The following is a 12,519-nucleotide window of genomic DNA, read 5'->3' on the forward strand; positions in this document are numbered from 1 at the left end:
GGTCCCAACACAGCAAGTGGGGCCCGCATGCACAGCACAGAACCGGATCGGCTTCACCCTACACCGACACCGACATCGCCACGACCGGCCGAGCAGATCGACCGGCTCATCCTCGACCTGCGCTGCGCGCTGGAACGCAAACGCATCGGCGGCGCCAGCGGCTGCGGCCACGGGTCCGACCAGGTCCTGCTGCAGCTCTACCGCGCGCTGCGGGCCGAAACGCTGTGGCAGCAGGAGCAGTCGCGCAACCGCCGGCTGTGCGAGACGCTGCAGGAGATCGTCGCGCTGTGCGGGCAGGACGCCATCCCGTCTGCCGGCTTATCGACCATCGAGCGCCTGGCCCGTGCCGCATTGGCGCAGTCGCGAAACCTGGCGCTGTGACCCGTTCACGGCGTTTGCGATACCGCCGGACGCAATCGCCGACGGCCGTTTCCTCCGCTGCCCAACAAAGAGGCATCGCGCTGAAAGCCCCAGCCGGCGCCGATTTTTCAGGTTGTCCGGGGGCTTATCCACAAAGTAGTCCCCGATTGGCGGGACAACTTTCGGGGCGATTCCCGCTTGGCGGCCGCTCAGGGTTTCGGCCCGGCGGCCCGATCCGCCACGCAATGCGCGCACGGAAATCTCAGGCGTAGGTGTCGACCATGCCGCCGAGCGAACCCGCGGGTTTGCGCGCCGTGGGGGCACCGGCCGCGTTGGCCGCGGGTGCTGTCTTCTGCGCCGCATCCGCGGCCTTCTGCTGCTGCAGGGCTTGGGCCTGCTGCGCCTGCTGCTGGATCGACGCGATCTGCTGCTGCAGCATCTGGATCATCGCCTGCAGCAGCTTCGACTTGGCGATCTTCGCCTTGGCCTCCATGTCGCTGCTCGCGACGGCCTTGAGCTCGTTGGTCAGCTCCTGCACCCGCTTCTGCAGTCGGACGATGTCGCCGCCGCCGGAACCGGAAGAGGCGGAGCCGACGGGTGCGGCGCTGGCGGATGTGACGTTCATTCCGGTATCTCGACAGACGGCGCAAGAACTTGAGGGTCGGCCGTGCAGACGCCGCATTAACAAACACGAAAACCTTCATTGGGTGCGGCCATGTCCGTTCCTACACTGGCGCCGCTTCATCCAAACGGCTACGTCGGCCCGAGCAAAATACCATGCACAAACGCGAACTTCTCCGCTCCATCGGCTTGGCCCTGGCCGCCGGTACAACGCTCGGCACGCGCCCGGCGTTCGCCCAGTCGGCAGCTGCCCCCCAAACCCTGCGCGTCGGCGTGCGGGGAGGCGTGGACGAGGAAATCTGGGAGGTCGTGATCCAGGTCGCCAAGCGCAACGGCCTTGCCGTCAAGCCGGTCGTCATCACCGGAAGCGCCAGCCCCAACGAGGCGCTCAACAACGGCGACCTGGAAGCCAACTCGTTCCAGCACATTCCGTTCCTGCGCGACCAGATCGCGCAGCGCGGCTACAGGCTGGCGAACGTTGGCACGACCTACATCTCGCCCATTGCCTTTTATTCGAAGAAATACAAGCGCTGGGACGACCTTCCCGCCAATGCAAGGCTGGGGATTCCCACCGACCCGAGCAACCAGACCCGGGCCCTCGTCATCCTGCGCGACCAGGGGGTGCTGACGCTGCGCGAAGGATTCGACCCGTTCAATGGCACCGCCACGCTGGCCGACATCACCGGCTACAGGAAAAAGGTGCAGTTCGTCGAGGCCGCATCGGTGGTGCTGGCCCGCTCGCTCGACGATGTGGATGCCTCGGCCATCGTCAACACCTTCGCCTACCAGGCCGGACTCGTCGCCACCCGCGACGGCCTGGCGGTGGAAAAGAAGGACCACAACCCGTACGTCAACATCATCGCCGTGCGCGAGAAGGACAAGGACGCGCCGTGGGTCAAGACGCTGGTGGCTTCCTACCAGTCGGAAGAAGTGCGCAGGTTCATCCTCTCGAAGTACCAGGGCTCGGTCGTGCCGGTGTTCTGATGGCGGCGGTGCAACCGCCGGTGCCGGCCCCGGCCGGCACCCCTTGGATCGTCTTCGACCGGGTCGGGAAGCGCTACCCTGCCCACCGCACCACCGGCACCCCGGTGGATGCGTTGCACGAGGTGAGCTTCACAGTCGCGCGGGGCGAGGTCTTCGGCATCATCGGCCGCAGCGGCGCCGGCAAATCGACGCTGCTGCGCACCGTCAATGCGCTTGAGTTGCCGAGCGGCGGCCGGGTGACGGTGGACGGCACCGACGTCGCCACACTCGACGAAGACGGCCTGGTCGCGCTGCGGCGGCGCATCGGCATGATCTTCCAGCACTTCAACCTGCTGTCGGCCAAGACGGTGCGCGAGAACATCGGCCTGCCGCTGCGGGTGGCCGGCGTGCGGCCCGCCTACATTCGCGCGCGGGTCGACGAACTGCTGGACCTGGTGGGCCTGGCCGACAAGGCAGACGCCTATCCGGCCCAGCTCTCCGGCGGTCAGAAGCAGCGGGTGGGCATCGCCCGTGCGCTGGTGCACGACCCGCAGGTGCTGCTCTGCGACGAGGCGACATCGGCCCTCGATCCCGAAACCACCCAGTCGATCCTGGCGCTGCTGGCCGACATCAACCGCACGATGGGCCTGACCATCGTGCTGATCACCCACGACATGGCGGTGATTCGCGAGGTGTGCGACCGTGTGCTGGTACTCGACGGCGGCCGGGTGCAGGAAATCGGCGAGGTCTGGCGCGTCTTCGGTGCGCCGCGGGCCGACGCCACCCGCGCGATGCTGCGCCCGCTGCAGCACGACCTGCCGCCCGACCTGGCCGCCGTTCTGCGGCCAGCGCCCCCCGTGGACGGCGGTGCGGCGCAGGCGGTGCTGGGCGTCAGCTTCGCCGGCGACGCACGGCCGCAGGGCCTGCCACTGGAGGCGCTGGCGCGGCTCGGCCCTGGCGCCACGCTGCTGCACGGCGGGCTCGACCGTATCCGCGGCCATGCCCAGGGCCGGCTGCTGCTGGGCCTGCCGGCGGCCAGGCTTCCCACCACCGACTGCCTGCGCGACGCGCTCGCGGCCGACCGCATCGAGATCCTGGGCTATGTCCACGCCACCGCTTGAACGTTATTTCGACGCGCTGCTGCAGACGCTGCTCATGGTGTCGGTGTCGTCGGTCATCGCCATCGGCTGCGGGCTGCTGATCGCGGTGGTGCTGACGGTCACCGCGTCGCGCAGCATCTATCCGCGGCCGCGGCTCCACCGGGGGCTGTCGGTCGTGGTGAACATGTTGCGGGCGATCCCGTTCATCATCCTGCTGGTGGCGCTGCTGCCGGTGACGCGGGCCCTCGTCGGCACCACCCTCGGGACCTGGGCCGCCGTCGTGCCGCTGTCGGCCAACCTGGTCCCGTTCTATGCGCGCATCGCCCAGGTCAGCCTGAAGGAGGTGGACCCGGGTCTGGTGGAGGCCGCACGGGCCATGGGCTGCCGGCGCTGGCACATCGTGCGCCACGTGCTTCTGCCCGAAGCGCTGCCCGGCATCGTCGGTGGAATGACCGTCAGCGTGATCGCGATGGTCAATGCTTCGGCCATGGCGGGCGCCGTGGGCGCGGGCGGGCTGGGCGACCTGGCGATCCGCTACGGATACGAGCGCTACGAGACGCGCGTGGTGTTCGAGGTGATCGTGATCCTCGTGGCGTTGGTGTCGGTCATCCAGCTCGCCGGCGAAGCCCTGGCGCGGCGCTTCGACCATCGGCACTGAGTGGCGTGGCGGCCGCGCACAAGGCCTGCCTGTCGACCGTGCAGTTCACGCCTCTGCGGGACCGGCCGCCGACGGCGTATCTGCCGCAAGCCGCTCGCTCGCGACCACCGATGCCTCGATGACCTGGATTTCGGTGCCCAGCAGCGCCAGGCCTCGGGCCGCGAACGCGCGGTGGGTGGCCGCATCGCTCCACAGGCTGGCCGCGGCCTCGGAGCTGGTGATCCAGGTCACGCGGATGCGCCCCTTCACCAGCGCGCCGATCCACGCCTCGCGCTCGGGGTTCGTCGTGTCCCAGGCGTTGCCGATCAGCACCCGGCGGCCGCGTTTGACCCGCGGCTCCAGCTCGGCGAAGAACGGCAGCTTGGCCGACGCCCACCCCAGCAGGCCCGACTTCGTCGCCGCCTCCAGGCCGGTCGGCGCGGGCTGCTTTTTCTCCTGCTCACGCAGCGTGCCGAGCCGGAAGGTGTTCTGCGCCGGCGCGGCCTTGCCGCCCTTGTCCGCACGGCCCGAGTGGGTCCGGCCTTCGGGCCGGCGCTGCCGCTGGGTGTCGACGAAATCGGCGGGCGTGATACGCAGGTAGAGCGCGGCGATGTCGGCGGTCAGCATCGCGTCGTCGGGCAGGGATGCAGCGGTGCCCTGCAGCAGCGGCGTACGTTTTTGCGTGTCGTGTGCGTCGGCGGCGGGGTCGTTCGCCGTGTCGGCGGGCGCGGGGGGGGCCGCGTCGATGGTCTTGTCTTGGTCCATGGTCATCATTCGCGCCCTGTTCTAAGCGCGAGCAACGCATCGCCGATTTTAGGTTCGAGCGGGTCGGCCGCCCGCCGGTGCAGCGGCGGGTCGGTCTGCACTGTGCCTCTGCATGGCCCGGCGGCGATGCCCGCCCTGCCCGGGTGTCTTATGCTGCCCCGTTTCCGGGTCCGCCTCGGTGCTCGCCTGTCGCACGCATCCTGCGAGCGGCCACCGCAGCGACGGCGCCCGATGCCACCCGATACGCCAGCACGTCAGCGAAGCCATGGAACCAGCAGAGAACAGCACCCCCGCCATCGACATGACCAGCGCCGCCTTCCGCGCGCTGGACCACACCCCGATGATGGCGGGGCGTTTCTCCCAGTGAGAAAATAGGCCCACTGCAAAAAGCTACGCCAGAAACTACGCCGTGTTGTCTGCGGGTAGACACTGGGAATGCGGCGGCCTCGGAAGGTAAAGCCGATCAGATTGGGCGTGATTCTGCACCAACCACTGTATGCTTTTACAGTGCTTTGCTACATCTACCCTCTCCGAACGAAAGGCGCTCGACTCCCGGTCGATGAGGTGTTGGCACGCCCGCCGATGCATGGGTGGCTGGCGTTCAACCGACCCCGGCCGTGGGGCCAGCCGGAAACACATGCGATTCTGGTCGACCCGGTTTACAAGCAGCAGGAACGCGCAACCTTGAGCTTTGCCACGGTCGTGCGAATTGAGGGAGGCATGTTGATCAGGGGCCAGGACATTCACGTTGGTGGCCCACCTTCGATCACAGCGCAGATGTGGGCGGTAAGCATCACCGAAGACGATCTGCGCGCGCTGGTGAAATCCGTGGGACGCAAAGACGATGTCAGGCGGCGCCGCATGGAACGCCGGCGCGCCCCCGGGTGAGGACCTGTGATCCACGCCGCATTGCCTGCGCAATCCACCTTTAGGCCTGCATGCAAGACAACCACCCTACCCTGCTGCACACGCCTGAGCCGCCGACATCGATGCAGCGCCACCACCGCTTCCAGTGGAGCACCACTAACATCCTGCCTCTGGCCCCGGATGCGTACGTCGTGCGCGAGAGCGGCGCCCTGTGGCAGGTTCGCGTGAAGGAAACGCTGGCGCTGGTGTACGCCGGACCAGGCCCGGTAACGGTAGTCCGCTCCAACGCGCCTTTCTAAGGAAGCCACCCTGGTCTACAGCGTTATGCGATTGGGCCTCTGCTTGGGGATGTTCGTAGACCGCCTCGCGCCGGTACTGCGTCAGCCCATCTCGACGACCAGCCGCAGCAGTGCATGGCCGCGGGCACGGGCCTCATCCAGCCCAGACCAGCCACTCTCTACCGAGTGCTGCTCGGTGTACTCGGGAGCCAGCAGCGTCGCAGCGCTTGTGCAGCAGATGCGGATGAACAGCGTGGGGTCTTCCCAACCGAGGGAGCGCTGCAGAGTCTGACGCACTTGGTCGAGGGGCTGCAGCGCCAGGGCTGCGACCTCCTCGTGCGGGCTGGCGACCGGGCGGCCGGGGAACTGAACGACGTTGGTCATTCCCCACTGTAGCGGTCTGGAGGGAGCCGTGTCGGCGCGGCAAGGGAGCGTCTAACGGCCGATCTAACGGTCGAGCCCCATAATGTGCTGCAACATTTATACACATTCAACACCTCATGCCCACCATCCTTCCCCGCTGCGCTCTCGTCGTTGCTATGTCTGTAGGCGGAGCCGCGCAGGCAGCCTACGTGGCTTACCTATATCCGCAGGGAGCAAACGTCGTTGCCTCAGGGTCTGGCTCGTTCAATAAAGCCGGGCTGAGCTTCCGCAATCAAGCGGGCACGATTGCAAGAATTAATCCTGCTGGTTCGGCTATCGGAATAGGCGGCACACCAAATGTGTTTGTGGCCGTAGATGCATATGGCGGTGCGACCGCGCCGCCAAATTTCGGTGCCGGACCGAACAGAGATGCCGACGCAACAAGCGGGCCTGCACTGATCGTCGTTGGCGGTCTCGTGGCTACTCCAATCGGCTACCAGTCAGGCACTGCCGTCGGCACCTCGACTGCCACATGGAACAACAGCACATTGGCAAGCCTCGGCGCGGCTGTGGGCACATACGTGTGGACCTGGGGAACGGGCGCAACTGCCGATACCTTCACTCTGATCGTCTCAGCCTCACCACCTCCACCTCCACCTGCAGCTCCGAATGTCGCGAGCATCCCCACCCTATCCGAGTGGGGCGTAATTCTCATGTCCACACTTCTTGCCGGGCTGGGGATCCGCTCCGCACGTCGCCGGCGTCCGATCTAATTTTGGAACCCAGAATGCAGATCATCAAACTTGCACGTGTCGCCGTTGCTGCGGCCACGCTGCTCATCGGCTCAAGCGCATTCGCCACCTACACGGTCAACATCGCCCAAGTTGGCCCAGACGTAGTCATGACGGGAAGTGGTTCCCTCGATACCACTGGCGCGGTTTTCAACGTTATCCCAGAAATAGGGTGCTTCGGAAATAACGGCGGCATACGCGGGGACCTGCTTTGCACAGGCACTGGAAGAGCAGACCGGCAATTTAGGGGTCTAGCGCCCGCGTTGAGGGGCTTCGGAAACGGGATCGCAAATACCAGTACCGGTTCCCCAATTTTTGTGGAGGGCAACGACCTCTACTTGAATGGCCCTTATGTTTCTGGCGCCTCATTATCGAGCTCGTCGACGTTTGTGGGCCAGACATTGGCTGGAGTGGGACTGACCATCGGTTTCACGAGAACGCTTGCCCTTCCTTCTGGAGACACCATCGTGATTCGTGTGGTAGCTCCACCGGTCGCGCCAGCGGCAGCAGTAACGTCGATTCCAACCCTGAGCGAATACGGCCTGATGGCGTTGGCTTCGCTGATTGCGATGGTCGGATTCGTAGCAATGAAGCGAAAGCGCCAGGGCTGACGCTCACGGGCGCCAGTCGCTCGCCTGCACGACGGCCTGGCCCATAACGGGCTCCTACAAGCAGGCGGTTAAGAGCTTGACCCTCGTGGGCACCACGACGCGTTTTTCGCACGACGACCAGCCTACCGTGCTACACAGGCTCTAGCCGCCGACGTCGATGCAGCGGCATCACCGCTTCCGGTGGAGCACCACGAACATCCTGCCGCTGGTAGCGGATTCCTACGTAGTGCGCGAGAGCGGCGCGCTCTACCAGGTACGCGTTAAGGACACGCTGGCGCTGGTCTATGCAGGGCCAGGTCCCGTGACCGTGGTTCGCTCAAACGCACCGTTTTAGCGAACGAATGAATAAACAAAATTGCTTGTGCAATACGCTTTTTTGTTTATAATTCATCCATCGCAACAATGGGGAGGAAAGTGAAGATCAGCGAATTCAAGCGGTGGCTTGAGTCGCAGGGAGTCCGAGTCGAGAACGGTACGAACCACTGGAGGCTCTACCTGAACGACAAGATAAGCACCCTGCCCAGGCACCCGTCGAAAGAGCTGAAGGAAGGCACAAGACGCGCAATCCTGAAGCAGTTGAACATCAAATAAGGAGGGGCCCTAAAGGGCCTGCTCTGGTGTTTCTGCACTTCACCCACTCCCACATCCGCAGCATGGGCTGCGCAGGAGCTACTAATGAACCGGCAAACCTTTCCCGCTCGATTCGAGCCTGATCCCGATGGGGGCTACGTGGTGACCTTCCGGGATATTCCCGAGGCAATCACCCAGGGCGACACCATGGAGGAAGCGCAGTCCATGGCCGCCGATGCGCTGCTGACCGCGATGGATTTTTATTTCGAGGATCGGCGCTTGGTGCCGGAGCCCAGCCCGGCCCAATCCGGGGAAATCTTGGTGAGCCTGCCATTGTCCGCCGCTGCAAAAGTCGAGCTACTAAATCTGGTCGTTGCGCAAAAAGAGCGCCCAGCCGATCTAGCTCGAAAAATGGGGATTCGGCCACAAGAAGTGACTCGGCTGCTGGACCCTAAACACGCTACAAAAATCGACACCTTAGCCGATGCGTTCCAAGCCCTCGGCAAGCGGCTGCAGCTTAGTCTGATCGAATAAATGATGAAGCATGCCAAGCAGCACTACGTGCCGGGATTCTTGCTCAGCCGTTGGGAGGTGGATAAGAAGGTCTGGCGATACTCAAAGCCGCACGAAAGTATTTTGATCGAGCCAAGTTCCGTGCGCAGCTGCGCTTGGGATATGCATCTGTACTCAGTCGGTGATACTCAGAATAAAGACACTTATATAGAGTCAGAATTCCTTTCCCCCCTGGACAATGACGCGTCGCTAGCCCTCGAACAAATTGAAAATGATGGGTTACCGTCAATTCAAGATTCGCGCTTCGCGCTGGCGTGGCAACGGTTTTTATTCGCCCAGTTGTACAGATCGCCTCGAATGGTCGCTCTGTCACGCGCAAGGGGCCGCCACATTCTGGAGCGAAATCTTGACTTTCCTGACGCGGAAGAATTAGCGAGTTTGGGCATGACGCCTCAACAGCACATCGAATTCGCCAAAACAATTCCAAATCATTCATATGACGATCTGGGTGTACAGATCATGCCCCAGCTGATCAAATCCCCGCGGGCACATAGCCTTTTAAAAAATTCCACATGGGTAGTTATGAACTTCGATGACGAAGTTTTGATTGGAGACCATCCTTTAATTTACAAGGTGGTTGATTCGAACGCCTACATTATGGGCTTACCCATTGGTCCAAATAAATACTTCTTTAGCTATAAAGGTGATCTATTTAAGCAAATACTATCCCAAGATAAAGATGTTCTACTGCACGGCCTTAATCTGGGGGCAGTGCAAAGCTCGCGCCGTATGATTGTTGCACGCAGCCGAAAACATGATCAGCTAATCCTAAATAATTTTGAGCCTCGAGATCCAGTGCACGGCCTTTTGAAACAGGAGCAATAGCGGCGCAAAGGCCGCTAATTGTGGCGCAATTAAAATAGTCCAGCTGGCTGGGAAAGCACATCCCAACTCGAAATCAACAGCTCGTTTCGATCTACACCCGCGCCTCCGCCCACGGTGTACTTGATCGGAGCCACCTCGAAGTGCAATCCAGCAAAGCACTCGCGGATCTCGGGATGGTCGTTGATGCTCAGTATCGCCTTGCCCTTCATGCTGCGCATCAGCTGCGCCATGGCGACGTACTGATCCCACGCGAATGGCACGCCGTAGCCCTCGGTCTGCCAGTACGGCGGGTCGAGATAGAACAGCGTGTGCGGCCGGTCGTATCGGCGGATGCACTCCGCCCAGTCGAGCTGCTCGATGTAGGCGCCGTGCAGGCGCATGTGGGCGGCGCTCAGCTGCTCCTCCAGCCGCAGCAGGTTGACGGTCGGCGCCGGCGCCGTGGTGGCGGTGCCCCAGGTCTGACCGTTGACCTTGCCGCCGAACGCTTGGTGCTGCAGGTAGTAGAAGCGCGCGGCGCGCTCGATGTCGGTCAGCGTCTCGGGCCGCGTCTCTTGCGCCCACTTGAACACCTGGCGGCTGCTCAGTGCCCACTTGAACTGGCGCACGAATTCTTCAAGGTGTCGCTGCACCACGCGGTACAGGTTCACCAGCTCGCCGTTGACGTCGTTGATGACCTCGACCTCCGCCGGCGGCCGCATGAGGTACAGAGCGGCGCCGCCGGCGAAGACCTCGACGTAGCAGGTATGCGCTGGGAAGCGCGGGATGATGATGTCGGCCAGACGGCGCTTGCCGCCGAGCCACGGGATGATGGGCATTGCCATGAGAGGTTCCAGATAGCCGGGTGTAACCGGCGTTTACAATCGCCCCGCCTGTACAGGTGGGCAGGGCCTTGGCTGGGCTCACAGGCGTGTTCTGTGTGACCGGTGACCGGTTGGGTGTTAGTAGCACCCTATCGGTCGCCTTGCTTCTTTTTCAGATGGGGTTGGTGCATTCGCCGAGGGCGGCGGCCAGCTCCTTTTCGTAGGCTTCGCGCACGTCGACCTCGGCGATCGCGTGCGCCACCCAGGTGTCGACGTCGTAGGGCGGCCGCAGCGCATCGAGCGGCATCGCCGGCCGTGCAGGCGTCTGCACACGGCACTCGAGCGGCACCGGCACCTTCACCTGCACCGTGCGGGCCGTCCCGCAGCCGGCCAGCGCGGCCGCCACGATCAGCACACAGCCAATAATTTCGGATTTTCGGAATATCGAAACTTCTGTTTCTTGGCTCATGGCGAGGTCCTCCGTTCCTCCCAGCGCTGCAGGCGGGCCTGCGCACTGGCGTAGTCGTTGCCGGCGACGGCCGCCGGCGTAGAGATCTCCCGCCTGGCGCGCTGGTGGGCCGCCACGGCCGCGGCGCGGGCGGCGGCCTGCACCGGCTTGGCTGCGGCCGCGCGTTTCTTGGCCAGGTCGTCCAGGGCCTCGACTGCATCGCTGGCGGCCGTCGCATCGGCCCGCGCCTGGTCGCGCTGCTGCTCGGCCACGGTGCGGGCGTCGCGGGCATCGATCCAGGCCCAACCCAGCAGGGCATTGAGGGCGATGCTGGCAGCCAGCAGGAAGGCGAGCGGACTCATGCCGACCGCCCGTGCTGCACGATGGCCTCGATCTCTGCCTGCTTAGAGGCCGGCAGGGCGAAGAATCGTTTGCCGACCGGCGGCCCCTCCACCTGCTTCGACAACCCGAACGGCTTCAACTCGGCAGTGCAGCGGGCCATGGAGCGATCGCGGGTCAGGTTGAGGGCGTAGCCCCAGTTCACCGGCAACACGCGGCCCCAGGGCAGAGGCAGGGCCGCGACGAGGTGGTAGCGGCCGTCCTGCTCGAAGAGCGCCCAGCCCGGGCGGGACTTGTCGCACCAGATGTCGCCCCAGGCCTGCTTTACACCGGTGGGCCACGGCACACCCATGCGGATCGCCAAGTTGGTGCATCGGTTGCGTGATCCGAGCCAGGTGCGCCGGGCCGACTCGCTGCGGGCCGGCTCGTCGCTGTAGTAGGTCGGCGTCTGCTGGTCGACGGGCACCAGCAGCGGGATGCCCTCGGCTTGGCTCATGGGATCGAGGCCGGTCAGGTCGTAGCCCAGCTCGACCTGGTCGGGCGACACCCGGCCCAGGGTGAGGTCGGCATAGGTGCACCACGGCCGCTGGTCGCCGTTGATCCCCCAGTTATTGCCGTAGATGCTGTCCCAGCGGGCCAGCCCCTCCGCCGTGCGCGGCAGGCCTCGCACCAGGTGCGGCATCACCAGGAACGCCGACAGGCCGAAGACCTTGACCCAGCCGCCCCGCAGCCAGGCGCCGAGCATGCTGGCGGTGGCCTTTGCCTTGTGGGCGATGGGCACCGGCAGGCACCAGAGGAGAACCACGGGCGGCAACACCCAGATGGCGAGCAGCGCCGCGATCGCCGCGGCTGCGATGACGTACCAGCTCATGATCCGCTCCTCGCGCATTTTTCGTACATGCGCACGATGGTTTCGGTGTGGGCTCGGCGCTCGAGCGAGGTGGCGCCGGCGCGCAGGGTGGGAAGCAGCGGGCAGGCGCGCTGCAGCTCGTGGATCTCCACCAGCCGGCCCACGTCGGCCGATGCGGCCTGGCAGGCCTGGGCGGTAATGTCCGCCTGCGGCTCCGCTGGCGGAGCGGTCGCGCAGCTGGTCAGCAGCATCGAGGCGGTCAAAGCGAGGAACGCGCGTTTCATCGGGCGCCCTCCCCGATCCGGGCGTTGGCCTTTCCGATCGCACTGTTGATCGCCTTGCGGTCCAGTTCGATCGCTGCGGCCGGCACGCCGGCAGCCTTGGCCGCCTTGCTGGCCGTTTGCGCCGCGGCCTGGGCTGTCTCGGCTGCGGTGGCAGCCACCCCGGCGGCCTCAGCGGTGGAACCCGCTGCCTGGGCCAGCCGGCCGCTGATGGCCTGCAGGGCCATGCGGTTGGTGTCCTGCAGGCGCTGCAGCTCTTCGAGGTGGTCCTGCCGGTCCTCGATCAGCATTCCGCGCATGCGCTCGGTGCCGGCCCAGTAACCGAGGCCGGCGCCGCTGGACAGCAGGGTGGCGAGGATGAAACAGGCTTCGCCCATCTCCCGCCATTTGCGGTAATCAGGTTTTTGCATGGACTTGCTCCGTCAGTTCGCGCACNCTGGACAGCAGGGTGGCGAGGATGAAACAGGCTTCGCCCAT

The 12,519-nt window shown here is 64.6% G+C and carries 20 protein-coding genes; 11 read left to right on the forward strand and 9 right to left on the reverse strand.

Features of this window, described 5'->3' with window-relative positions; translation table 11 throughout:
• The first annotated feature begins 27 nt into the window (after positions 1-27).
• Positions 28-381: a hypothetical protein gene (locus ASE76_RS18315; protein ID WP_055842934.1), complete on the forward strand. Its 354-nt coding sequence runs from the start codon at positions 28-30 to the stop codon at positions 379-381.
• Between the two features lie 241 nt (positions 382-622).
• Here ASE76_RS18315 and ASE76_RS18320 read toward each other — a convergent pair whose 3' ends face one another.
• Positions 623-985: a FlxA-like family protein gene (locus ASE76_RS18320; protein ID WP_055842936.1), complete on the reverse strand. Its 363-nt coding sequence runs from the start codon at positions 983-985 to the stop codon at positions 623-625.
• A gap of 152 nt (positions 986-1,137) precedes the next feature.
• On the opposite strand from ASE76_RS18320, the gene ASE76_RS18325 reads away from it, so the two are divergent.
• From ASE76_RS18325 to ASE76_RS18335, 3 genes are read left to right on the forward strand one after another with little or no spacing between them, the layout of a single operon-like run.
• Positions 1,138-1,965: a MetQ/NlpA family ABC transporter substrate-binding protein gene (locus ASE76_RS18325; protein ID WP_055842939.1), complete on the forward strand. Its 828-nt coding sequence runs from the start codon at positions 1,138-1,140 to the stop codon at positions 1,963-1,965.
• A complete protein-coding gene (locus ASE76_RS18330; RefSeq protein WP_055842941.1) occupies positions 1,965-3,065 on the forward strand; it encodes a methionine ABC transporter ATP-binding protein in 1,101 nt (366 codons plus the stop codon). Before ASE76_RS18325 ends, ASE76_RS18330 begins: the two co-directional genes overlap by 1 nt.
• Entirely contained in the window at positions 3,046-3,702 is a 657-nt protein-coding gene (locus tag ASE76_RS18335) for a methionine ABC transporter permease (protein WP_055842942.1), read from the forward strand. Before ASE76_RS18330 ends, ASE76_RS18335 begins: the two co-directional genes overlap by 20 nt.
• Positions 3,703-3,747: 45 nt before the next feature.
• On the opposite strand, the gene ASE76_RS18340 is transcribed toward ASE76_RS18335, so the two are convergent.
• A complete protein-coding gene (locus ASE76_RS18340; protein WP_236698522.1) occupies positions 3,748-4,446 on the reverse strand; it encodes a hypothetical protein in 699 nt (232 codons plus the stop codon).
• Between the two features lie 474 nt (positions 4,447-4,920).
• On the opposite strand from ASE76_RS18340, the gene ASE76_RS20730 reads away from it, so the two are divergent.
• Complete coding sequence (locus ASE76_RS20730) at positions 4,921-5,334, forward strand: hypothetical protein (RefSeq protein ID WP_156362875.1); 414 nt, start codon at positions 4,921-4,923, stop codon at positions 5,332-5,334.
• Positions 5,335-5,384: 50 nt separating this feature from the next.
• On the forward strand, positions 5,385-5,612 hold the full coding sequence (locus tag ASE76_RS18345; RefSeq protein WP_055842944.1) for a hypothetical protein: 228 nt from the start codon (positions 5,385-5,387) through the stop codon (positions 5,610-5,612).
• An 81-nt stretch (positions 5,613-5,693) separates the two neighbouring features.
• Here the strand turns inward: ASE76_RS18345 and ASE76_RS18350 are convergent, their stop codons facing one another.
• Positions 5,694-5,975, reverse strand: coding sequence for a hypothetical protein (locus ASE76_RS18350; RefSeq protein WP_055842946.1), 282 nt, complete (start codon positions 5,973-5,975; stop codon positions 5,694-5,696).
• 155 nt (positions 5,976-6,130) lie between these two features.
• Here ASE76_RS18350 and ASE76_RS21335 point away from each other — a divergent pair, with 155 nt between their 5' ends.
• From ASE76_RS21335 to ASE76_RS20220, 5 genes are all read left to right on the forward strand, one after another.
• A complete protein-coding gene (locus tag ASE76_RS21335; protein WP_255357294.1) occupies positions 6,131-6,727 on the forward strand; it encodes an IPTL-CTERM sorting domain-containing protein in 597 nt (198 codons plus the stop codon).
• Positions 6,728-6,741: 14 nt separating this feature from the next.
• On the forward strand, positions 6,742-7,356 hold the full coding sequence (locus tag ASE76_RS20215) for an IPTL-CTERM sorting domain-containing protein (RefSeq protein WP_082448713.1): 615 nt from the start codon (positions 6,742-6,744) through the stop codon (positions 7,354-7,356).
• 402 nt (positions 7,357-7,758) lie between these two features.
• Complete coding sequence (locus tag ASE76_RS18355) at positions 7,759-7,947, forward strand: type II toxin-antitoxin system HicA family toxin (protein WP_369793420.1); 189 nt, start codon at positions 7,759-7,761, stop codon at positions 7,945-7,947.
• 84 nt (positions 7,948-8,031) lie between these two features.
• The gene (locus tag ASE76_RS18360; protein ID WP_055842948.1) at positions 8,032-8,460 is read left to right on the forward strand and encodes a type II toxin-antitoxin system HicB family antitoxin; all 429 of its coding nucleotides are present in this window, start codon (positions 8,032-8,034) and stop codon (positions 8,458-8,460) included.
• Positions 8,461-8,463: 3 nt separating this feature from the next.
• Positions 8,464-9,324, forward strand: coding sequence for a DUF4238 domain-containing protein (locus ASE76_RS20220; RefSeq protein ID WP_168389272.1), 861 nt, complete (start codon positions 8,464-8,466; stop codon positions 9,322-9,324).
• Positions 9,325-9,353: 29 nt separating this feature from the next.
• On the opposite strand, the gene ASE76_RS18365 is transcribed toward ASE76_RS20220, so the two are convergent.
• The 6 genes from ASE76_RS18365 to ASE76_RS18390 form a co-directional block, all read right to left on the reverse strand.
• Positions 9,354-10,145: a DNA adenine methylase gene (locus ASE76_RS18365; protein ID WP_055842950.1), complete on the reverse strand. Its 792-nt coding sequence runs from the start codon at positions 10,143-10,145 to the stop codon at positions 9,354-9,356.
• 151 nt (positions 10,146-10,296) lie between these two features.
• Entirely contained in the window at positions 10,297-10,593 is a 297-nt protein-coding gene (locus tag ASE76_RS18370) for a hypothetical protein (RefSeq protein WP_055842952.1), read from the reverse strand.
• Positions 10,590-10,934 carry a hypothetical protein gene (locus ASE76_RS18375; protein ID WP_055842954.1) on the reverse strand — a complete coding sequence of 115 codons (345 nt, stop codon included), beginning with the start codon at positions 10,932-10,934 and terminating at the stop codon, positions 10,590-10,592. The genes ASE76_RS18370 and ASE76_RS18375 overlap by 4 nt, the downstream gene beginning before the upstream one ends.
• On the reverse strand, positions 10,931-11,782 hold the full coding sequence (locus tag ASE76_RS18380; protein ID WP_156362877.1) for a hypothetical protein: 852 nt from the start codon (positions 11,780-11,782) through the stop codon (positions 10,931-10,933). The genes ASE76_RS18375 and ASE76_RS18380 overlap by 4 nt, the downstream gene beginning before the upstream one ends.
• Positions 11,779-12,045, reverse strand: coding sequence for a hypothetical protein (locus ASE76_RS18385; protein ID WP_156362879.1), 267 nt, complete (start codon positions 12,043-12,045; stop codon positions 11,779-11,781). The genes ASE76_RS18380 and ASE76_RS18385 overlap by 4 nt, the downstream gene beginning before the upstream one ends.
• On the reverse strand, positions 12,042-12,452 hold the full coding sequence (locus tag ASE76_RS18390) for a hypothetical protein (protein WP_082448715.1): 411 nt from the start codon (positions 12,450-12,452) through the stop codon (positions 12,042-12,044). The genes ASE76_RS18385 and ASE76_RS18390 overlap by 4 nt, the downstream gene beginning before the upstream one ends.
• Positions 12,453-12,519 lie beyond the last annotated feature (67 nt).

This window comes from Xylophilus sp. Leaf220, from assembly GCF_001421705.1.
Classification (GTDB): Bacteria; Pseudomonadota; Gammaproteobacteria; order Burkholderiales; family Burkholderiaceae_C; genus Xylophilus.

What these genes read in the sequence shown, in the direction of transcription:
- ASE76_RS18315 (WP_055842934.1), top strand. Translation starts at nt 28, where the DNA reads ATGCACAGCACAGAACCGGATCGGCTTCACCCTACACCGACACCGACA.
- ASE76_RS18320 (WP_055842936.1), bottom strand. Translation starts at nt 985, where the DNA reads ATGAACGTCACATCCGCCAGCGCCGCACCCGTCGGCTCCGCCTCTTCC.
- ASE76_RS18325 (WP_055842939.1), top strand. Translation starts at nt 1,138, where the DNA reads ATGCACAAACGCGAACTTCTCCGCTCCATCGGCTTGGCCCTGGCCGCC.
- ASE76_RS18330 (WP_055842941.1), top strand. Translation starts at nt 1,965, where the DNA reads ATGGCGGCGGTGCAACCGCCGGTGCCGGCCCCGGCCGGCACCCCTTGG.
- ASE76_RS18335 (WP_055842942.1), top strand. Translation starts at nt 3,046, where the DNA reads ATGTCCACGCCACCGCTTGAACGTTATTTCGACGCGCTGCTGCAGACG.
- ASE76_RS18340 (WP_236698522.1), bottom strand. Translation starts at nt 4,446, where the DNA reads ATGGACCAAGACAAGACCATCGACGCGGCCCCCCCCGCGCCCGCCGAC.
- ASE76_RS18345 (WP_055842944.1), top strand. Translation starts at nt 5,385, where the DNA reads ATGCAAGACAACCACCCTACCCTGCTGCACACGCCTGAGCCGCCGACA.
- ASE76_RS18350 (WP_055842946.1), bottom strand. Translation starts at nt 5,975, where the DNA reads ATGACCAACGTCGTTCAGTTCCCCGGCCGCCCGGTCGCCAGCCCGCAC.
- ASE76_RS21335 (WP_255357294.1), top strand. Translation starts at nt 6,131, where the DNA reads ATGTCTGTAGGCGGAGCCGCGCAGGCAGCCTACGTGGCTTACCTATAT.
- ASE76_RS20215 (WP_082448713.1), top strand. Translation starts at nt 6,742, where the DNA reads ATGCAGATCATCAAACTTGCACGTGTCGCCGTTGCTGCGGCCACGCTG.
- ASE76_RS18355 (WP_369793420.1), top strand. Translation starts at nt 7,759, where the DNA reads ATGGGGAGGAAAGTGAAGATCAGCGAATTCAAGCGGTGGCTTGAGTCG.
- ASE76_RS18360 (WP_055842948.1), top strand. Translation starts at nt 8,032, where the DNA reads ATGAACCGGCAAACCTTTCCCGCTCGATTCGAGCCTGATCCCGATGGG.
- ASE76_RS20220 (WP_168389272.1), top strand. Translation starts at nt 8,464, where the DNA reads ATGAAGCATGCCAAGCAGCACTACGTGCCGGGATTCTTGCTCAGCCGT.
- ASE76_RS18365 (WP_055842950.1), bottom strand. Translation starts at nt 10,145, where the DNA reads ATGGCAATGCCCATCATCCCGTGGCTCGGCGGCAAGCGCCGTCTGGCC.
- ASE76_RS18370 (WP_055842952.1), bottom strand. Translation starts at nt 10,593, where the DNA reads ATGAGCCAAGAAACAGAAGTTTCGATATTCCGAAAATCCGAAATTATT.
- ASE76_RS18375 (WP_055842954.1), bottom strand. Translation starts at nt 10,934, where the DNA reads ATGAGTCCGCTCGCCTTCCTGCTGGCTGCCAGCATCGCCCTCAATGCC.
- ASE76_RS18380 (WP_156362877.1), bottom strand. Translation starts at nt 11,782, where the DNA reads ATGAGCTGGTACGTCATCGCAGCCGCGGCGATCGCGGCGCTGCTCGCC.
- ASE76_RS18385 (WP_156362879.1), bottom strand. Translation starts at nt 12,045, where the DNA reads ATGAAACGCGCGTTCCTCGCTTTGACCGCCTCGATGCTGCTGACCAGC.
- ASE76_RS18390 (WP_082448715.1), bottom strand. Translation starts at nt 12,452, where the DNA reads ATGCAAAAACCTGATTACCGCAAATGGCGGGAGATGGGCGAAGCCTGT.